Raw genomic sequence first — 18,657 nt, forward strand, 5'->3', positions numbered from 1 at the left:
ATTTTTCACGGCCGTCCCAGGTCAGACTGTCAGAACGACGCTGACGCCGTCTCAGAAAATATCTTTTCGGTGTACTTACCGGCGCGCTCCGAAGGCCGTCCGGGTGACCTCGCCGAGGCCGCCCGCGACCTCGGACGCGACCGTCCGTAGGCGACTCCGTGACTGTGCGTGTGCGGGGGCGCGCACGCGGGGACGGACGTCCGTACGTTCAGGCGCGGCCGGGGAAGAAGATCTTCACCTCGCGCTCGGCGGACTCCTCGGAGTCGGAGGCGTGGATCAGGTTCTCGCGGACGATCACACCGTAGTCGCCGCGGATCGAACCGGGGGCGGCGGCGATCGGGTCGGTCGGGCCGGCCAGGGCGCGCACGCCCTCGATGACCCGCTCGCCCTCGACGATCAGCGCCACGACCGGGCCGGAGGCCATGAACTCCACCAACGGCTCGTAGAAGGGCTTGCCCTTGTGCTCGCCGTAGTGCTGCTCCAGCGTGTCCTGGTCCAGGGTCCGCAGCTCCAGCGCGGTGATCTGCCAGCCGGCCTTGCGCTCGATACGGCTGATGATCTCGCCGGTCAGGCCGCGACGGACGGCGTCGGGCTTGAGAAGGACGAGGGTGCGCTGGCTCACGGGATGGCTCCTTCGGGTCACACTTGTGCGGATGACCGAGGCTACAGGGCGTGTCCGGGTGACTGTCACACAGCGTCAGGTGATACCGGCACACCCTCTCGTCCGCCGGAGCCGCACGCCCTGGCGCCGCACGGGGCCGGCGCAAGCCCCCGACACGGGCCCGAGCCGGACTCCGTCACCAGAGCCTGGCCTTGAACCGAAGCCGACTTCGACACCGGGGCCGAGCCTGCCCCCGAAACCGAGGCCGACTTCGACACCCGGCCCGAACGTGACCCCGACACAAGCCCCGAGCCCGGCTTCGGCGCCGGGCCGGAGTACGCGCCTCGGAGGCTCCTCCGGGTCCGTCCGGCGTGCGCCTGCGGCCCGTTCGCGCGGGGCCGGCACGCGGCGCGCACGGCTATGCCGGGGTGCCGTCCGGCTCGGCCTGGGCCGAGGGCTGGGACTGCGCCTGCGCGGCGAACCTGGCCTTGGCCTCGTCGATCTTTCGGCCGTAGTGGACCGAGGCCCACCACAGGACGGCGAAGGCCACACCCAGGACGAACATCGACGGAACGACGAAGCCGCCGGCGATGAGCAGGATCTGCAGCGCCCAGCCGAGCTGGACACCGCCGGGCCGCGTGATCATGCCGCACAGCAGCACGCTCAGCGCCATGAGGATCCCGCAGACCGTCCAGACCGTGGCCGTGGACAGATCGGGTTCCTTCATGGCGACGAGCCCGGCGAAGCCGATGACGAAGAACTCGCCGATCAGAGTGGAAGCACAGAGCGTACGCACGAGAGTCAGCCCCTCCCCAGGAGCAGTCGGACCTCGCCGACCGTGATGACGGATCCGGTGACCAGCACGCCGCCGCCCGCGAACTCGCCCTCTTCCTCGGCGAGGGTGATCGCGGCCTCCAGGGCGTCGTCCAGCCGCGGTTCGACCTGGACCCGGTCCTCGCCGAAGACCTCGACGGCGATCCCGGCCAGTTCGTCCGCGTCCATCGCGCGATGGCTGGAGTTCTGCGTGACGACGACCTCGGCGAAGATCGGCTCGAAGGCCTCGAGCAGCCCCCGCACGTTCTTGTCGCCGCTCGCGCCGACGACCCCGATCAGCCGGCTGAAGTCGAACACCTCGCTCACCGCCTCGGCGGTCGCGCGGGCGCCCGCCGGGTTGTGCGCGGCGTCGAGCACGACGGTGGGCGAGCGCCGCACGATCTCCAGGCGGCCCGGCGAGGTGACCGAGGCGAACGCCTTGCGCACGGTGTCGATGTCGAGCCGCTGGGTGTGTGCCGAGCCGACGCCGAAGAACGCCTCGACCGCGGCGAGCGCCACGGCCGCGTTGTGCGCCTGGTAGGCGCCGTGCAGCGGCAGGAAGACCTCTTCGTACTCGCCGCCGAGGCCGCGCAGGGTGAGGAGCTGCCCGCCGACGGCGATCTGCCGTGCCACGACACCGAATTCGAGGCCCTCGCGGGCCACCGTCGCGTCGACCTCGACGGCCTTCTTCAGCAGCACCTGGGCCGCGTCGACCGGCTGCTGGGCCAGGATGACGGTGGCGTCCTGCTTGACGATGCCGGCCTTCTCGGTGGCGATCTCGCCGGGCGTCTCGCCGAGCCGGTCGGTGTGGTCGAGGTCGATGGGGGTCACGACGGCGACGTCCCCGTCGATCACGTTGGTGGCGTCCCAGCTGCCGCCCATGCCGACCTCGACGACGGCGACGTCCACGGGCGCGTCGGCGAAGGCGGCGTACGCCATGCCGGTGAGCACCTCGAAGAACGACAGCCGGTACTCCTGCTGCCCGTCGATCATCTCGACGTAGGGCTTGATGTCGTTGTACGTCTCGACGAACCGCTCGGCGGAGACCGGCGCCCCGTCCAGGCTGATCCGCTCGGTGACCGACTGGACGTGAGGGCTGGTGTAGCGCCCGGTCCGCAGGTCGAAGGCTCCGAGCAGCGCCTCGATCATGCGGGCGGTGGAGGTCTTGCCGTTCGTGCCCGTGATGTGGATCGAGGGGTACGCCCGCTGCGGCTCCCCGAGGACGTCCATCAGCGCCGCGATCCGGCTGACGGAGGGCTCCAGCTTGGTCTCGCCCCAGCGGGTGGCGAGCTCGGCCTCCACCTCGCGCAACGCCTTGTCGACCTCGGGGTCGGAGGGCCGCCCGGGTACGTCGGCCTGCGGCTCGCCGCCGCCCTGGGTGCGCAGGGTGCGGCTGCCGGCCGCGATGACCGCGAGGTCGGGGGTTGGGGTCTCCCCTGGTCGAGCGGAGTCGAGACCTTGGGGAAGGTCGGTCTCGGCCTCGACGATCTCCTCGAAGAGACCGAGCGGATCACGCTCCGAGTCGTCGGACGCGCTGCTGTCGTGCGGGGGGAGGTCGCTCACGGGGCCAGTCTACGGAGGCGGCGGGGGTGTGGGGGCGTGTGGGGCCGCATGGGGTTTTTCGCCCCCTCCGCCCCTACCCGTCCCGTACCTGGGGCTGCCGCCCCGGACCCCCGCTTCGGCCTACGGCCTCGTCCTCAAGCGCCGGACGGGCTGGAACTTTCCAGCGCCGTCCGGGAAAAGTTCAGCCCCTCCGGCGATTGAGGAGCGGGGGCCCGGGGGCAGCGCCCCGGGTACGGGACGGGTGGGAGCGGAGGGGCGAAGAAGGCCTGGCCGTCACGGCGGAAGGCCCCCGGGACTGGATGGTTCCGGGGGCCTTCGTTTGCGCAGGGGCGAGCGGCTACGCCTCGGGCAGCCGGTTCAGCTGCTCCTGGATACGGGCGATGTCCTCGTCCGCCTTGGCGAGCCGGCCGCGGATCTTGTCCACGACGTTGTCCGGGGCCTTGGCGAGGAACGCCTCGTTGCCGAGCTTGGCGTTGGCCTGGGCCTTCTCCTTCTCGGCGGCGGCGAGGTCCTTGGCCAGCCGCTTGCGCTCGGCGGCGATGTCGATCGTGCCCGACAGGTCGAGCGCGACCGTGGCACCGGCCACCGGCAGCGTCGCCGTGGCCGAGAAGCTCTCGCCCTCCGGCTGGAGACGCAGCAGCTGGCGGATGGCCGCCTCGTGCGGGGCCAGCGCGGTCCCGTCGAGGGTCAGCCGGGCCGGGACCCGCTGGCCCGGCTGGAGGCCCTGGTCGGCACGGAAGCGGCGGACCTCCGTGATGACCTGCTGGAGCTTCTCGATCTCCTGCTCGGCGGCGGTGTCTCGGAAGCCGCCCGCCGCGTCGGCGCCGGGGACCGAAACGGCCTTCGGCCAGTCCGCGATGACGACCGACTCGCCACCCGTGAGGGTGGTCCAGAGGGTCTCCGTGACGAACGGGACGATCGGGTGCAGCAGCCGCAGCGTCACGTCCAGGACCTCGCCGAGGACCCGGCCGGAGACCTTCGCGGGCTCGCCGCCGGCCATGAACGTCGTCTTGGACAGCTCGACGTACCAGTCGAAGACCTCGTCCCACGCGAAGTGGAACAGCGCGTCCGACAGCTTGGCGAACTGGAAGTCGTCGTACAGGGCGTCGACTTCGGCGACCGTGGCGTTCAGTCGCGACAGGATCCAGCGGTCGGTGGCCGACAGCTCATCGGCGGGCGGGAGTTCGCCCTCGACCGTCGCGCCGTTCATCAGCGCGAAGCGGGTGGCGTTCCAGATCTTGTTGGCGAAGTTGCGTGAGCCCTGGACCCAGTCCTCGCCGATCGGCACGTCGACACCGGGGTTGGCGCCGCGCGCGAGAGTGAAGCGCAGTGCGTCACTGCCGTACTTGTCCATCCAGTCCAGCGGATTGACCGCGTTCCCGAAGGACTTGGACATCTTCTTGCCGAACTGGTCGCGGACCATGCCGTGCAGGGCGATGGTGTGGAACGGCGGGGTGCCGTCCATCGCGTACAGGCCGAACATCATCATCCGGGCGACCCAGAAGAAGAGGATGTCGTAGCCGGTGACCAGGACGGAGTTCGGGTAGAACTTCGCGAGGCTCTCGGTCTGTTCGGGCCAGCCGAGCGTGGAGAACGGCCACAGGCCGGAGGAGAACCAGGTGTCGAGGACGTCGGTGTCCTGGTGCCAGCCCTCGCCCGTCGGCGCCTCGTCGTCGGGACCGACGCAGACGATCTCGCCGTTCGGCCCGTACCAGACCGGAATCCGGTGACCCCACCACAACTGCCGTGAGATGCACCAGTCGTGGAGGTTGTCGACCCAGTCGAAGTACCGCTTCTCCATCTCCTGCGGGTGGATCTTGACGCGGCCGTCGCGGACGGCGTCGCCCGCGGCCTTCGCCAGCGGACCGACCTTGACCCACCACTGCATGGAAAGGCGCGGCTCGATGGTGGTCTTGCAGCGCGAACAGTGGCCGACGGAGTGGCTGTACGGACGCTTCTCGGCGACGATCCGGCCGTCGGCGCGCAGGGCGGCGACGATGGCGGAACGGGCCTCGAGACGGTCCAGGCCCTGGAAGGGACCCGGGACCGTGATGACCGCGTGCTCGTCCATGACGGCGATGTTGGGCAGGTTGTGGCGCTGCCCGATCTCGAAGTCGTTCGGGTCATGGGCGGGCGTCACCTTGACGGCGCCGGTGCCGAACTCGGGGTCGACGTGCTCGTCCGCGACGACCGGGATGTAACGCTCGGTCAGCGGCAGCCGGATGAGCTTGCCGACGAGGTGCTTGTACCGCTCGTCGCCCGGGTGAACGGCGACGGCGGTGTCACCGAGCATGGTCTCGGCACGGGTGGTGGCGACGACGATGGAGTCGTCCCCCTCCCCGTACTTCATGGAGACCAGTTCGCCCTCGTCGTCCTGGTACTCGACCTCGATGTCCGAGATGGCGGTGAGGCAGCGCGGGCACCAGTTGATGATGCGCTCGGCGCGGTAGATCAGCTCGTCGTCGTAGAGCTTCTTGAAGATGGTCTGGACGGACTGGGAGAGACCCTCGTCCATGGTGAAGCGCTCACGCGACCAGGCGACGCCGTCGCCGAGGCGGCGCATCTGCCCGGAGATCTGCCCGCCGGACTCGTCCTTCCACTGCCAGACGCGCTCGACGAACGCCTCCCGGCCGAGGTCGTGCCGCGACTTGCCCTCCTTGCCGAGCTCCCGCTCGACGACGTTCTGCGTGGCGATGCCGGCGTGGTCCATGCCGGGCTGCCACAGCGTCTCGAAACCCTGCATGCGCTTACGGCGGGTGAGGGCGTCGATGAGGGTGTGCTCGAAGGCGTGTCCGAGGTGCAGGCTGCCGGTGACGTTCGGCGGCGGGATGACGACCGTGAACGGAGGCTTGTCGCTCTTCGCGTCCGCCTCGAAGTAGCCGCGCTCCACCCAGCGCTCGTACAGCGGCCCCTCTACATCGGCCGGCGCGTACTGGGTCGGCAGTTCGGCGTTGGGCTCTGGTGGCTGCTGCTGAGCGTTTTCGGTCACGGGATCAGTTTAGAGGCGTCACGCCCCTGTCCCGAAACGGGATTACTTCGTAACGGTGCGGTCCCCGGGGGCTTGGGGGCCTGACCTGTACGCCAGGATGTTCGGAACACATAAGTATCTGGAGGGGAACCCAGGAATGAGCTACAACCAGCCGGGCCCGTACGGCGGGCAGCCCGAGCAGCCCGGACCGTACGGTCAGCCGGGTCAGCCCGGCCCGTACGGCCAGCCGCCGCAGGCCCCGCAGCCCGGCTACGGCTACCCGCCCCAGGCTCCCCCCACGCCCGGCTACGGCTACCCCCAGCAGGCTCCCCAGGGCCCCCCGCAGACCCCTCCGTACGGCCAGCAGCCCGCCTACGGGCAGCAGCCCCCGTACGGCCAGCAGCCTCCCTACGGCACGGTCCCGTTGCCGCCCGAGCCGTCCGGCGGCAAGAAGCGGACGGGCCTGATAGTCGCCGGCGTCGCCGTGGTGGCGGCCATCGCGGTCGGGGCCGCCCTCCTCCTCGGCGGGAGCAAGAGCGGAAGCTCCGTCGCCGACGACGGCCCCCACAAGCTGACGACCCCGGCGACGGTCCTCGGCGGCGCGTACAAGAAGTCCACCGACGCCGCCGACAGCGGTGGCGGCATGACCAAGAACGACCTGAAGGACGCTCAGAGCTGGGGTGTGAAGAACCCCAAGGACGCCAACGCGACCTACCAGTCGGGCGACAAGAGCAACCCGCTCTCGATGAAGCAGGTCACGTTCGGCGGTGTCTGGGGAACCATCGACGACCCGGAGAAGACCGTCGACAACATGTTCGCCGGGATGAAGGCGAGCCAGCAGAAGGACGGCGCCAAGGACGGCTCGTTCGTCGGCAGCCCGAAGGCGTACACGCCGAGCGCGCTCGACGGTGCCGTCCTCAAGTGCCAGGAAATCAAAATCAAGAACGACTCGTCGACTTCCGGCGGCCCCGGCTCGTTCACGTTGCCGGTCTGCATCTGGGGCGACCACAGCACGATCGGTCTCGTGATGCCGTTCGACTACGCGAGCATGCTGGCCGGCAAGGGCAGCACCCCCGAGGCCGCGGCCGACATCGCCGCGAAGCTCCGCAAGGACGTCCGGGTCAAGGTCTCCTGACGCCGGCCGTCCTGGTGATGGGACGGACGGATCCTGACGGGTGGGGGCCACCGCGGAGAGCAGCGAACGCAACAGACAAGGGGCGCCCGGCGATTGTTCGCCGGGCGCCCCTTCTTCGTCAGTGCGTCGCCTACGCCGTCTTCTGCTCCCCCGGCCCGCGGCCCCGCGCGTCGCGCGGGATCAGGGTCGGGTTGACGTTGCGCAGGACCACGTCGGCGGTGATGACCACGCGGGCGACGTCCTTGCGGGACGGGACCTCGTACATCACGGCCTGGAGGACTTCCTCCATGATGGCGCGCAGGCCTCGGGCGCCGGTCTGGCGGAGGATGGCCTGGTCGGCGATGGCCTCCAGGGCCTCGCGCTCGAAGTCCAGCTCCACACCGTCGAGTTCGAAGAGGCGCTGGTACTGCTTCACCAGGGCGTTGCGCGGCTCGACCAGGATCTGCAGGAGAGCCTCGCGGTCCAGGTTGTGGACCGAGGTGATGACCGGGAGACGCCCGATGAACTCGGGGATCATGCCGAACTTGACCAGGTCCTCCGGCATGACGGCCTCGAACTGGTCCTTGGACTCCAGCTCGCGCTTCGAGCGGATCGTCGCGCCGAAGCCGATGCCCTTCGCGCCGGCCCGGGACTCGATGAGCTTCTCCAGGCCCGCGAAGGCGCCGCCCACGATGAACAGGACGTTCGTCGTGTCGATCTGGATGAACTCCTGGTGCGGGTGCTTGCGTCCGCCCTGCGGCGGCACCGAGGCCGTCGTGCCCTCGAGGATCTTGAGCAGGGCCTGCTGGACGCCCTCGCCGGACACGTCGCGCGTGATCGACGGGTTCTCGCTCTTACGAGCCACCTTGTCGATCTCGTCGATGTAGATGATCCCGGTCTCGGCCTTCTTGACGTCGTAGTCGGCGGCCTGGATCAGCTTCAGCAGGATGTTCTCGACGTCCTCGCCGACGTATCCCGCCTCCGTCAGAGCCGTCGCGTCGGCGATGGCGAACGGAACGTTCAGCATGCGCGCGAGAGTCTGCGCGAGGAGCGTCTTGCCGGAGCCCGTGGGGCCCAGCAGGAGGATGTTGGACTTCGCCAACTCGATGGCGTCCTCGCGGTTCTGGCCCGCGCTGTTCTCACCGGCCTGGACGCGCTTGTAGTGGTTGTACACCGCGACGGAGAGGGCCTTCTTGGCCGACTCCTGACCGACCACATAGCCCTCGAGGAACTCGTAGATCTCGCGGGGCTTGGGGAGTTCCTCCCAGCGCACCTCGCTCGTCTCCGCGAGTTCTTCCTCGATGATCTCGTTGCAGAGATCGATGCACTCGTCGCAGATGTACACACCGGGGCCTGCGATGAGCTTCTTGACCTGCTTCTGGCTCTTGCCACAGAACGAGCACTTGAGCAGATCGCCGCCGTCACCGATGCGTGCCACGGTGTGCTTCCCCTTCGCCTGGGAGACGCCTAGGTCCAGCGGCTCCTGGTGCTGCCTTATGTCCGACGGTACCTTGCCGAGCCCCTCGTCCGGGCCCCCCTTGGCACGGTTCACTTTGTCGTGAACCGTGCCAAGGAGCCGCAGACGATACAGCGATACGTCACACGACCGCGGAGTTGTTCATTTTCCGGGTGGAAATGATCTGGTCGATCAGGCCGTACGCCAGGGCGTCCTCGGCCGTGAGGATCTTGTCGCGCTCGATGTCCTCGCGGATCTTCTCGATCGGCGTGGTGGAGTGCTTGGCCAGCATGTCTTCCAGCTGAGCCCGCATCCGGAGGATTTCGTTCGCGGCGATTTCCAGGTCCGAGACCTGGCCGCGGCCGGTCTCGCTGTACGGCTGGTGGATCAGCACACGGGCGTTCGGAAGTGCCATGCGCTTGCCGGGGGTGCCGGCGGCCAGCAGGATCGCGGCGGCCGAGGCGGCCTGGCCCATGCAGACCGTCTGGATGTCCGGCTTCACGAACTGCATCGTGTCGTAAATGGCCGTGAGGGCCGTGAACGAGCCACCGGGGCTGTTGATGTAGACCGAGATGTCACGGTCGGGGTCCATCGACTCCAGGCACAGCAGCTGCGCCATGACGTCGTTGGCGGAGGCGTCGTCGATCTGCACGCCGAGGAAGATCACGCGCTCCTCGAACAGCTTCGCGTACGGGTCGTACTCACGCACGCCCTGCGAGGTGCGCTCGACGAAGCGCGGGATGACGTAGCGGGACTCCGCGCGAGGACCGGTGTACTCGGCCTGCGTGCGGGCGAAGAGGCCGCTGCCGGGGAAGTCGTTCACTGTGTCTCCTGAAAAACCTGAAAGGGCTGAGCGGTCGGCTGAGGGCACGCGGGGGGCCCGGGGCCACCGGGGGGCGGCAAGGAGCCCCGCGTCGCCCTCGGGGGCGCTGGAGGGGCTTACGCCGCCCCGGTGCCGCCGCCGCCCGGCATTCCGGCAGCGGTGGGCATGATGTCGTCGATGAGGCCGTACTCCTTGGCCTCGATCGGGTCGAACCAGCGGTCGCGGTCCGAGTCACGAGTGATCTGCTCGACGGTCTGACCGGTGTGGAAGGAGGTCAGCTCCGCCATCCGCTTCTTGGTGTGCAGCAGCCGCTCGGCGTGGATCTTGATGTCCGACGCGGAGCCCGCGAGACCCGCGGAGGGCTGGTGGATCAGGATCTCGGCGTTCGGCAGCGCGAAGCGCTTGCCGGGGGTACCGGCGCTGAGCAGGAACTGGCCCATCGAGGCCGCCATGCCCATGGCGATCGTCACCACGTCGTTCTTGATGTACTGCATGGTGTCGTAGATCGCCATGCCGGCCGTGATCGATCCGCCGGGGCTGTTGATGTAAAGGTAGATGTCCTTGTCCGGGTCGGAGGCAAGGAGCAGCAGCTGCGCCGTGATCTTGTTGGCGATGTCATCGTCGACCGCCTGGCCGAGGAAGATGATCCGCTCGCCGAGCAGTCGGTTGTAGACCTGGTCGCCGAGGCCACCACCGATAGGGTCGCCGGCAGCTGTGGGCATCAGATTCGTCACGTATCCACCTGCTCGTCTTGCGACGGCGCCGGGCCGTCTCACGTCTTCTGCAGGGCCTGGGACCCCGGGTTCCGCGCCGCCTCTCGACGGCGTCCGGAGACTCCCCTGCCCTCGTATTCATGGACCCTAACGCGCGGGTCCCTCCGGGGAATCCCGCAGAGGGAACTGTTCGCTGTGAGCGCATGCGCTGCGCTGGTCTCACCAGGGTTCCGGGCGCCCTGTTTCACGGGTGCGGGTCGGCGGCGCGCACCCTCGGAAAGCCGCACCCGTCGGGGCGCCGGGGGCCAGGAGCGCGGCTGCGGCGCGGTGGGGGTTGCTCGCGCGGTTCCCCGCCCCCTGAACAGCCGACGGGCCCCCGGGAACAAGTTCCCGGGGGCCCCGTCAGGCGTGGCAAATGAGGTGATCAGGCCTCGGGGGTCTCCTCGACCTCGGCCTCGGCCTCGGCGGCACCCTCGGTGGCCTCGGAGTCGTCGGCGGCCGCGGCCGTCTCGTCCTCCTCGTCGTCGAGGTCGACGACCTCGCCGTTGGTGTCCTTGACCGTGGCGGCCTCGACGACGACCGCGAGGGCCTTGCCGCGGGCGACCTCGCCGACGAGCATCGGGACCTGGCCGCCCTCGACGACGGCCTGGGCAAACTGGTCGGGGGACATGCCGGAGGAGGCCGCGCGCCGCATGAGGTGCTCGGTGAGCTCCTCCTGGTTGACGTTCAGCTTCTCCTTGTTGACGAGCTCGTCCAGGACGAACTGCGTCTTGATGCCCTTGACCGCGGCTTCCTTGGTCTCGGCGTCGAACTCTTCCTCGGTCTTGCCCTGGATCTCCAGGTACTTCGCGAGGTCGAGGCCCATCTGGCCGAGCTGGTGGTGCTCGAGGTTGTGCTTACGGGTGTTGATCTCGTCCTCGAGCAGCTTCTCGGGGACGGGCACCTCGACCAGCTCGAGCAGCTTCTCCAGGACGCGCTCCTGGGCCTGCGTGGCCTGGTCGTACTGCTTCATGTTCTCGAGGCGCTTGCGGCTGTCCGCCTTGAGCTCGTCGAGGGTGTCGAACTCGGAGGCGAGCTGCGCGAACTCGTCGTCCAGCTCGGGCAGTTCACGGGCGGCGACCTGGGTGACCTTGACGGTGACCTCGGCCTCCTTGCCGGCGGCGGAGCCGCCCTTGAGCTCGGAGGTGAAGGTGGTCTCGCCACCGGCCTCCAGGCCCTTCACGGCCTCGTCGATGCCGTCGAGCAGCTCGCCGGAGCCGATGGTGTACGAGACGCCGCTGGCGACGCCGTCCTCCAGGATCTCTCCGTCGACCTTGGCCTCGAGGTCGAGGGTGACGACGTCGTCGTCCTGGGCGGCGCGCTCGACCGGGGAGGTCGAGGCGAAGCGCTCGCGCAGGTCGGTGACGGCCTTCTCGACGTCCTCGTCGCTGACCTCGATGGCGTCGACCTCGACCTCGATGCCGGAGTAGTCCGGGATCTCGATGGCCGGGCGGACGTCGACCTCGGCGGTGAAGTTCAGCGTCTCGCCGTCCTTCAGCTCGGTGATGTCGACCTCAGGCTGTCCGAGGACATTCAGCTCAGCCTCGTTGACCGCTTCGGTGTAGAACTTCGGGAGCGCGTCGTTGACGGCCTCTTCGAGCACGGCGCCGCGACCGAACCGCTGGTCGATGATGCGCGCCGGGATCTTGCCCTTCCGGAACCCCTTCACCGTGACCTGCTGGTTGATCTTCTTGTACGCCGCGTCGAGGCTGTCCTTGAGCTCCTCGAAGGGCACCTCGACAGTGAGCCGAACCCGAGTCGGGTTCAGGGTCTCCACGGCGCTCTTCACGGTTCGGTCTCCTTGTGGCTGACTTCTTGGGGGGTTCTGCTGCGTGCTGCTGCCGGTCGGGCAGAGCCTGGGCGGATTCGCGGCCCTTGAGAGACGTAACACTGCAGACATACGGGCACGCAGCTTGCATAGTAACCGCAGGCGGTACACGCCCCAAAAGGTGATCTTGATCCGGGCGGATCCCTGCGGGTCCTGCCGGTGGTCGGGGTGGCGGGATTTGAACCCACGGCCTTCCGCTCCCAAAGCGGACGCGCTACCAAGCTGCGCCACACCCCGTCGGTGCGACACGTAGGGTACATGCCCGCAGGCAGCACGGCTGCCGCATTTCGTGAGCGCCGACGCGGGCGGGAACGGGGTGTGCGATGTGGGCGGTCGACCCGCTACGATGCATTCTGTGCCGCGGTCGCTGACCTGCGGCGCACCCTGTGCGGGCGTAGCTCAATGGTAGAGCACTAGTCTTCCAAACTAGCTACGCGGGTTCGATTCCCGTCGCCCGCTCCAGATGACGTAGGGCCAGGCCGGAGGTTCATTCCTCCGCCTGGCCCTAGTCGTTTCCGGGGCCCCGATCAGCCCTCCGTGCCCGCCGCGTGCCCGGCCGTGCGCCCCCACCCGGGGGAACGCGCCGCGGTTCCGTCAGGTGGTGCAACCAGTGAGTCCCCCGAGAAGTCCTACGCGGCATGATCAATTCACGCGCACGGCACACTCTCGGCGCCCCCACGCTCGTCGTGGCCCTGGCGTCATTGCTGCTCTCCTGCTCCGGCACGCCGGGCACGGCTTCGAGCGATGCGGCACCGTCCGTCCGCGATGCCCGCAAGACGGCATCGGCCTCCGCGGCCGAGGCGCCGGCCGCCCCGAGCGCGGCCGAAACGACACCGGACGTCACGGCGGAACCGACACCGGGAGTCGAGAAGGTCCGCGATGTGTTCGCGCGGCTTCAGGCCACCTACAACGACGGGTGCACGACTCCGGGCAACTGCGAGTACTTCCTGGGGCGGGTGCGCGATGAACTCGGCAGCCTCGACGAGTCGATGAGAGCCGACCCCCAGGGCCCTGGACACTTCAAGGAACCGCTCGCGTGGATCGCGAAGCTGCGGGCCGAACTGGGCGGCGACAAGTCGTTCGCGAACCTCGAGAAGCACCAGGCCCTGCTCACCGGAACGCGGGACAGGATCAACACCTGGATGCAGGGCCACCCGGAGGACTACCGCTAGGACCGGCCGGGGCCGGCCCCGGCCTCACACGACGGCCGTCGGCCTGGCAGGCAGCAGTGCGCGGGCGTCGGGGCGGACCTTCGTCATGACGGCCGCCCCTTCGGGCGCGGAGTTTCGGGCGCAGTGGGGTCCGTGACCGGCGTGCGGAGTCGGCGGCGTGCGCCCGGCGGAGGGCGCGCCGCGTGTCCCGGGCTCGTCCGTGAGCCGGTGCGGGCGCCTTTCGCCGTGTCCCGTTCAGAAGCTGATCGAGTTGATGGTCTGCGCTATCGAGTCGAGGAACCGGTTGATGGACGGAGCCATGCCGGTCGACGCGAGGAAGAAGCCGAAGAGCACCGCGACGATGGCAGGTCCCGCTTTGATCGATCCTCCTCGGATCAGCACCACGAGGATGATCGCCAACAGCAGCACCACTGACAGCGAAATGGCCACAACTGATCACACCCTACGGTCGGTCCGCTCTCCCGGCCCGGAGGTGCAGCCCCGCACACCCCCGCCAGAACCATCGTGCCACCAACTGGCCGCTCGTATGCGACAGGTGACGCATCGTTGGCCAGAGGCAGACCCCGGATCGGTCCGAGAACCCACCGGGACAGCGCGGCACCACCTTCTCCCGACCCCCTGAAACAGGTCAACCACGCAGCCCCGCACCGCAATTCAAGGATGCGGCCGCCCAGGGAATTCAGCGGGACCGTTGCCGTGTCCACACATCCTGTTCGCAGGCAATTCGAATTGTTGTCACAAGTACACCGCAAGCACGAACCCGGTCGTCCAAAATCCATCTAACCGGACATAACGCCAGAGTCGCCCGCGGGCGTTATGCACTACTTAGTCGGCATGAAGCAGGACAGAACACCCGTCACCGGTAAGCGAATCGATATGCGGAAGCACTTGCGGATCGGCAGGCACACATCTCCGAATCCGGGGTAGCCGCAGACGATAAGCAGGAATGCGTTCGGACGTTTCACGAGAACGCACAGACGACGCTAGGGTGCCTCAAATGTTCCACGCCGCCACTCCCCCCGTACGCGCAGCGCGGTCCAGGATCGTCCCCCGGAATTCTTGGTGGGAGAGCCTGTGACCAACTCGCTCCGACCCCTCGGCAACGACGGATCACACAGATCTCCACTCCCGCCGGCGCAGCGGCCCGCGGACGGAGTGCCGAGCCCGCGCTCGCCCCGGACCGCCGCGGCGGCCGGTGCCGCAGCACCGGGCGGCCCGCCCGCCAAGCAGCGCGACGCCTTCTTCGACAACGCCAAGTACCTGGCGATCCTGCTCGTGGCCATGGGTCACTCGTGGGAGCCGCTGAAGGGCCAGAGCCGCATCCTGGAAACGGCTTACACGATCGTGTACGCCTTCCACATGCCGGCCTTCATCATCATCTCCGGCTACTTCTCGCGCGGCTTCGACATGCGCCCCGACCGGCTGAAGCGGCTGGTCACCGGCATCGTCGTGCCGTATGTCCTGTTCGAGACGGCGTACTCCCTCTTCAACCGCTGGGTCGGGGGCTACTCGAACCAGGCGATCAGCCTGCTCGACCCCTACTACCTCACCTGGTTCCTGATCGCGCTGTTCGTCTGGCGGCTGACGACCCCCCTGTGGAAGCTCGTCCGCTGGCCGATTCCGCTGGCCCTGTGCATCGCCCTGCTCGCGTCCGTCTCACCGCAGATCGGTGATGACCTGGACCTCCAGCGAGTCCTGCAGTTCCTGCCGTTCTTCGTCCTCGGCCTGTTCATGAAGCCCGAGCACTTCCAGCTCGTGCGCCGCCGCGAGGTGCGCATCCTGTCGGTGCCGATCGTCGCCGCGGCGCTGGTCGTCGGCTACTGGGCGGTGCCCCGGATGAACGGCTCCTGGTTCTTCCACCGCGACAGCGCGCAGGAACTGGGCGTCCCCTGGTGGACGGGTGTCCTCATGATGCTCGCGCTGTACAGCTGCTCCCTGGTGCTCACCGCGTGCTTCTTCGCCTGGGTGCCGCGGCGCGCGTTCTGGTTCACGGCGCTCGGCGCGGGCACGCTGTACGGCTATCTGCTGCACGGCTTCGTCCTCAAGGCGTCCCAGTACGGGGGCTGGTTCGACCACGGGTGGCTGCACAAGCCGCTCGGCGAGATCCTCGTGACGCTCGGCGCGGCCGTGCTCGTCACCGCCCTGTGCACCCGGCCCGTCCAGCGGATCTTCCGCTTCGCGATGGAGCCGGACATGGCGTGGGCGTTCAAGCGCGACGCGGCGGAAGTCGCCCGGGAGCGGGCGAGGGCCACCGCGTAACCGGCCGCGCGCGACCGGCCGAGCGCAACCTGCCCGATCGGCGTACGAAACCCGGTCGGCACAGGAAGAGGGCGGGCCCGGAGACTCCGGGCCCGCCCTTTTCGGCGCGGGCTCACACGGACGACGGCGAAGGGGGGCGAAAAACGCCGGCGTTCAGCTCGGCGGCAGCCCCAGCAGGGTCCGCATCGTCGCGTACTTCTTCGTCAGGCGGGCCCGGGTGTGCTCGTCGAGGACCGCGAGGCGGCCCGGGTCCGCGTTGTGGGCCAGGTCGGACGCCTTGACCAGCAGGGCGCCCCGGGTGGTGCGGATGCGTCGCGCGTACGACTCCGGGGACTCGCCGTCCTGTTTGGTGAGCGCCAGCACGATGTCCTTCGTACGAGGGGTCAGGGCGGCTTCGTTCAGCCAGTCCTCGGAGAGGGCGTCGTCCTCGACGGCGTCGTGCAGCCAGGCCGCCGCTATCTGGTCGTCGTCGCCGCCGCGCTCGCGGACGCCGTCCGCCACGGCTTGGAGGTGCTCGGTGTACGGCCGGCCGGCCTTGTCGGTCTGGGCGGCGTGCGCCGTGCGGGCGAGCGCCTCGACTTCGGCCAGGGTCAGGAGAGGTTGCGTCACGCGATCAGTGTCTCCTCGGTACGGGCCGCTGCCGCCGCGTTGCCGGAAACAATCGCATTGCCGGACGCGGCCGTGGGGCGCGGTCAGCGTACCGGGGTCAGGCCCTCGCGACAGATCAGGAGGAGGGCCCGGTCGTCGTTGACGTCCCTGGCCACCGCCTCGATGAGGTGCCAGGCCGCGCCGTGGAAGCCGCCGGCGACGAAGCGGTCGGCCGCGCCGGTGAGCCGGTCGATGCCCTCGACGATGTCCCGGTCGGCGGTTTCGACCAGACCGTCGGTGAACAGCATCAGCACGTCCCCGGGCCGCAGTGAGCCCTTCACCGGATCGAACTGGGCGCCGTCGTACACCCCCAGCAGCGGGCCTTCCGCCGCCTTCTCCTCCCAGCGGCCGCTGCCCGCGCTGAGCTGGAGGCCCGGCGGGTGTCCGGCCGAGAAGAGTTCGTAGTCGCCCGAGTCGAGATCGAGCACCAGATGGATCGAGGTGGCGAAGCCCTCGTCCCAGTCCTGGCGCAGCAGATAGCCGTTCGCGGCGGGCAGGAAGGCGTGCGGCGGCAGGGAACCGAGGAGGCCGCCGAAGGCTCCGGACAGCAGCAGGGCGCGTGATCCCGCGTCCATCCCCTTGCCGGACACGTCGGTGAGGACGACTTCGAGGGTCCGGCCGCCGTTCGTCCGCGCGGCCACGACGAAGTCCCCGGAGAAGGACTGTCCGCCCGCCGGGCGCAGCGCCATCTCGCGGTGCCAGCCCAGCGGCAGTTTCGGCAGCTTGCTCTGCACCCGGATGCGTTCGCGCAGGTCGAAGAGCATGGTGCCGCCGCGCCGCCAGGGCACACCCACCCGGCTGCGGAACTGCGCGATCAGCAGTCCGAAGAAGCCGCAGGCCGCGACGACCAGGACCACGCCCGGAGTGACGCGGGACGGGCCCTCCGTGTACGGGCCGAGCTTCACGGACTCCACTATCAGCGCGGTGGCGGCGGCCGCGTACAGCCCGAGCAGGCTGGCGGGCCGGAGCAGCAGTCCGCCGGCCACGATCGGCAGGACCAGGGCGGAGGGCGAGCACCACACCGAATTGACCAGAGTCGTGGAGGCGATCACCGGGATCGTGATCAGCAGACCGGCGAGCGCGATCCAGTCCGAACCGTCCCCGCGGAAGTAGTCGACAGCGGATCTGCGCAGCCCTGTGCGGGCCCGGTGCCATTGCTTCTTCAACCGGGCCGTGAACGTATCGGCCGCCGCGCGCCGCTCTCGTCCTGCTGCCATTAGTTCGGGACCCTATCCATCGGACCAGGTGCTTGGCACGGGAGGTCCCACTTGTCCCCCCTCCGAGCGCTCAACTTCACGGAGATCTGCACGGACACGTTCCGGTCGGGGGCCGTGACGGCCGGGCGAAAATCTCTCGCTCGTACCGCATTGCCCTGGTAGGCATGGGCTATGACGACTGACGTTCGGGTGCTGCGGCAGGCCGATTGGGACCACTGGTACGAGAACCTGATCCGCGCGTTCGGAGGTGTGGCGGAGTCGTCCGAGGAGCGCGAACTGTGGAACGCGCTCACAGAGTACGACCGTTCGCTGGGCGTGTGGGACGGGCAGAGTTGTGTGGGTACGGCGGGGGCTTTCTCCTTCCGGGTCACGGTCCCGGGCGGCGCCTCGGTGCCGGCCGCCGGGATCACGATGGTGAGCGTCGCGGCCACGCACCGGCGGCGCGGGGTGCTCACCGCGATGATGCGCCGCCAGCTCGACGACATCCGTGCCGGGGGCGAGCCGCTCGCCGTCCTGACCGCGTCGGAACCGGCGATCTACGGGCGGTTCGGCTACGGCATCGGGACCCTGCAGATCCGCGCGGAGATCGACACCAGCCGCGTGCGGCTGTCCGTGCCGCCCGGGACCGACGACGTACGGCTGCGCTACGCGGTGCCCAGGGAGGTACTGGACGCGTGCGAGGCGGTGTACGCGCGGCTCGTGCCGGAGCGTCCCGGAATGCTCGCCAGGCAGCCCGGCTGGCAGCAGCTCGGGGTGCTCGACACGGAGGACCAGCGCGGCGGTGCCTCGCCGTTGCAGTGCGTGGTGGCCGAGCGGGACGGCGAGGTCGTGGGCTACACGCGCTTCCGGGTCAAGCCGGAGTGGGGTCCGTCCGGACACAACGGGGCGGTCATGATGGTGGATCTGGAGGGACTGGACCCGGCGGTGCGGGCCGCGCTGTGGCGGTTCCTCTTCGACATCGACCTGACGACCGCGCTGCACACCCGGGGCCGTCCCGTGGACGAGGCCTGGCAGCACATGGTCTCCGACATCCGCCGCTGCCGGCTGCAGTTGAAGGACGCGCTGCACGTACGGCTGGTCGACGTCGGGGCCGCGCTGAAGGCGCGGACCTATCAGGCGCCGGTGGACGTGGTGTTCGAGGTCGAGGACTCCTTCTGCCCCTGGAACGAGGGGCGTTGGCGGCTCACCGGCGAAGCGAAGGGTGCGACTTGCGTCCGGACCGAGGACGCTCCCGATCTCGCCTTGTCCGTACGGGAGTTGGGGGCGGTCTATCTCGGCGGGGTGACGTTGGCCTCGCTCGCGGCGGGCGGCCTGGTGCGTGAACTGCGGCAGGGAGCCTTGGCGGAGGCGTCGATGGCGTTCACGTCGGTGGTCGCGCCCTGGCTGCCGCACGGGTTCTAGGACCCGGTGGGCGTCCCGCCCGCGGTGGTCCCGACTCGGCCC

At 69.1% G+C, this 18,657-nt stretch carries 15 protein-coding genes and 2 tRNA genes; 5 read left to right on the forward strand and 12 right to left on the reverse strand.

Features of this window, described 5'->3' with window-relative positions; translation table 11 throughout:
* Positions 1-208 precede the first annotated feature (208 nt).
* The 4 genes from ndk to ACIQRL_RS04760 form a co-directional block, all read right to left on the reverse strand.
* Complete coding sequence (gene ndk, locus ACIQRL_RS04745; RefSeq protein ID WP_057615965.1) at positions 209-622, reverse strand: nucleoside-diphosphate kinase; 414 nt, start codon at positions 620-622, stop codon at positions 209-211.
* Between the two features lie 397 nt (positions 623-1,019).
* Positions 1,020-1,397 (reverse strand): DUF4233 domain-containing protein, encoded by a 378-nt coding sequence (locus ACIQRL_RS04750; protein WP_401326987.1) that lies wholly within the window; start codon positions 1,395-1,397, stop codon positions 1,020-1,022.
* Between the two features lie 5 nt (positions 1,398-1,402).
* The gene (locus ACIQRL_RS04755; RefSeq protein ID WP_401326990.1) at positions 1,403-2,977 is read right to left on the reverse strand and encodes a bifunctional folylpolyglutamate synthase/dihydrofolate synthase; all 1,575 of its coding nucleotides are present in this window, start codon (positions 2,975-2,977) and stop codon (positions 1,403-1,405) included.
* Between the two features lie 337 nt (positions 2,978-3,314).
* Entirely contained in the window at positions 3,315-5,966 is a 2,652-nt protein-coding gene (locus ACIQRL_RS04760; RefSeq protein WP_401326992.1) for a valine--tRNA ligase, read from the reverse strand.
* Between the two features lie 136 nt (positions 5,967-6,102).
* Between ACIQRL_RS04760 and ACIQRL_RS04765 the strand changes: the two genes are divergently transcribed.
* Entirely contained in the window at positions 6,103-7,080 is a 978-nt protein-coding gene (locus tag ACIQRL_RS04765) for a hypothetical protein (RefSeq protein WP_401326995.1), read from the forward strand.
* 130 nt (positions 7,081-7,210) lie between these two features.
* Here ACIQRL_RS04765 and clpX read toward each other — a convergent pair whose 3' ends face one another.
* From clpX to ACIQRL_RS04790, 5 genes are all read right to left on the reverse strand, one after another.
* Positions 7,211-8,497, reverse strand: a complete 1,287-nt coding sequence (clpX, locus tag ACIQRL_RS04770; RefSeq protein WP_261708796.1) for an ATP-dependent Clp protease ATP-binding subunit ClpX — start codon at positions 8,495-8,497, stop codon at positions 7,211-7,213.
* 160 nt (positions 8,498-8,657) lie between these two features.
* Complete coding sequence (locus ACIQRL_RS04775) at positions 8,658-9,338, reverse strand: ATP-dependent Clp protease proteolytic subunit (protein ID WP_266758730.1); 681 nt, start codon at positions 9,336-9,338, stop codon at positions 8,658-8,660.
* A 116-nt stretch (positions 9,339-9,454) separates the two neighbouring features.
* Entirely contained in the window at positions 9,455-10,060 is a 606-nt protein-coding gene (locus tag ACIQRL_RS04780; RefSeq protein ID WP_060897745.1) for an ATP-dependent Clp protease proteolytic subunit, read from the reverse strand.
* A gap of 415 nt (positions 10,061-10,475) precedes the next feature.
* Positions 10,476-11,879, reverse strand: a complete 1,404-nt coding sequence (gene tig, locus ACIQRL_RS04785) for a trigger factor (RefSeq protein ID WP_401326998.1) — start codon at positions 11,877-11,879, stop codon at positions 10,476-10,478.
* 199 nt (positions 11,880-12,078) lie between these two features.
* Positions 12,079-12,155: transfer RNA gene (locus ACIQRL_RS04790), tRNA-Pro, on the reverse strand.
* Positions 12,156-12,306: 151 nt separating this feature from the next.
* Between ACIQRL_RS04790 and ACIQRL_RS04795 the strand changes: the two genes are divergently transcribed.
* A tRNA-Gly gene (locus tag ACIQRL_RS04795) sits at positions 12,307-12,380 on the forward strand.
* A gap of 176 nt (positions 12,381-12,556) precedes the next feature.
* Positions 12,557-13,090: a hypothetical protein gene (locus ACIQRL_RS04800; protein ID WP_401327000.1), complete on the forward strand. Its 534-nt coding sequence runs from the start codon at positions 12,557-12,559 to the stop codon at positions 13,088-13,090.
* Positions 13,091-13,324: 234 nt separating this feature from the next.
* On the opposite strand, the gene ACIQRL_RS04805 is transcribed toward ACIQRL_RS04800, so the two are convergent.
* Positions 13,325-13,519, reverse strand: coding sequence for a hypothetical protein (locus ACIQRL_RS04805; protein ID WP_037618829.1), 195 nt, complete (start codon positions 13,517-13,519; stop codon positions 13,325-13,327).
* Between the two features lie 645 nt (positions 13,520-14,164).
* Here ACIQRL_RS04805 and ACIQRL_RS04810 point away from each other — a divergent pair.
* On the forward strand, positions 14,165-15,349 hold the full coding sequence (locus ACIQRL_RS04810) for an acyltransferase family protein (RefSeq protein WP_401327003.1): 1,185 nt from the start codon (positions 14,165-14,167) through the stop codon (positions 15,347-15,349).
* Positions 15,350-15,502: 153 nt separating this feature from the next.
* Here the strand turns inward: ACIQRL_RS04810 and ACIQRL_RS04815 are convergent, their stop codons facing one another.
* Both ACIQRL_RS04815 and ACIQRL_RS04820 read right to left on the reverse strand, forming a co-directional pair.
* Positions 15,503-15,958 (reverse strand): HD domain-containing protein, encoded by a 456-nt coding sequence (locus tag ACIQRL_RS04815; RefSeq protein WP_401327006.1) that lies wholly within the window; start codon positions 15,956-15,958, stop codon positions 15,503-15,505.
* Positions 15,959-16,041: 83 nt separating this feature from the next.
* On the reverse strand, positions 16,042-17,214 hold the full coding sequence (locus tag ACIQRL_RS04820) for a PP2C family protein-serine/threonine phosphatase (RefSeq protein WP_401327008.1): 1,173 nt from the start codon (positions 17,212-17,214) through the stop codon (positions 16,042-16,044).
* Between the two features lie 171 nt (positions 17,215-17,385).
* Between ACIQRL_RS04820 and ACIQRL_RS04825 the strand changes: the two genes are divergently transcribed.
* Positions 17,386-18,615, forward strand: coding sequence for a GNAT family N-acetyltransferase (locus tag ACIQRL_RS04825; protein ID WP_401327011.1), 1,230 nt, complete (start codon positions 17,386-17,388; stop codon positions 18,613-18,615).
* The last annotated feature ends 42 nt before the right edge of the window (positions 18,616-18,657 follow it).

The organism is Streptomyces sp. NPDC091209, from assembly GCF_044757755.1.
Taxonomy (GTDB): Bacteria; Actinomycetota; Actinomycetes; order Streptomycetales; family Streptomycetaceae; genus Streptomyces.

Coding starts and splice junctions, on each gene's coding strand:
- ACIQRL_RS04765 (WP_401326995.1), top strand. CDS start 6,103: ATGAGCTACAACCAGCCGGGCCCGTACGGCGGGCAGCCCGAGCAGCCC.
- ACIQRL_RS04820 (WP_401327008.1), bottom strand. CDS start 17,214: ATGGCAGCAGGACGAGAGCGGCGCGCGGCGGCCGATACGTTCACGGCC.
- ACIQRL_RS04780 (WP_060897745.1), bottom strand. CDS start 10,060: ATGCCCACAGCTGCCGGCGACCCTATCGGTGGTGGCCTCGGCGACCAG.
- ACIQRL_RS04800 (WP_401327000.1), top strand. CDS start 12,557: ATGATCAATTCACGCGCACGGCACACTCTCGGCGCCCCCACGCTCGTC.
- ACIQRL_RS04825 (WP_401327011.1), top strand. CDS start 17,386: ATGACGACTGACGTTCGGGTGCTGCGGCAGGCCGATTGGGACCACTGG.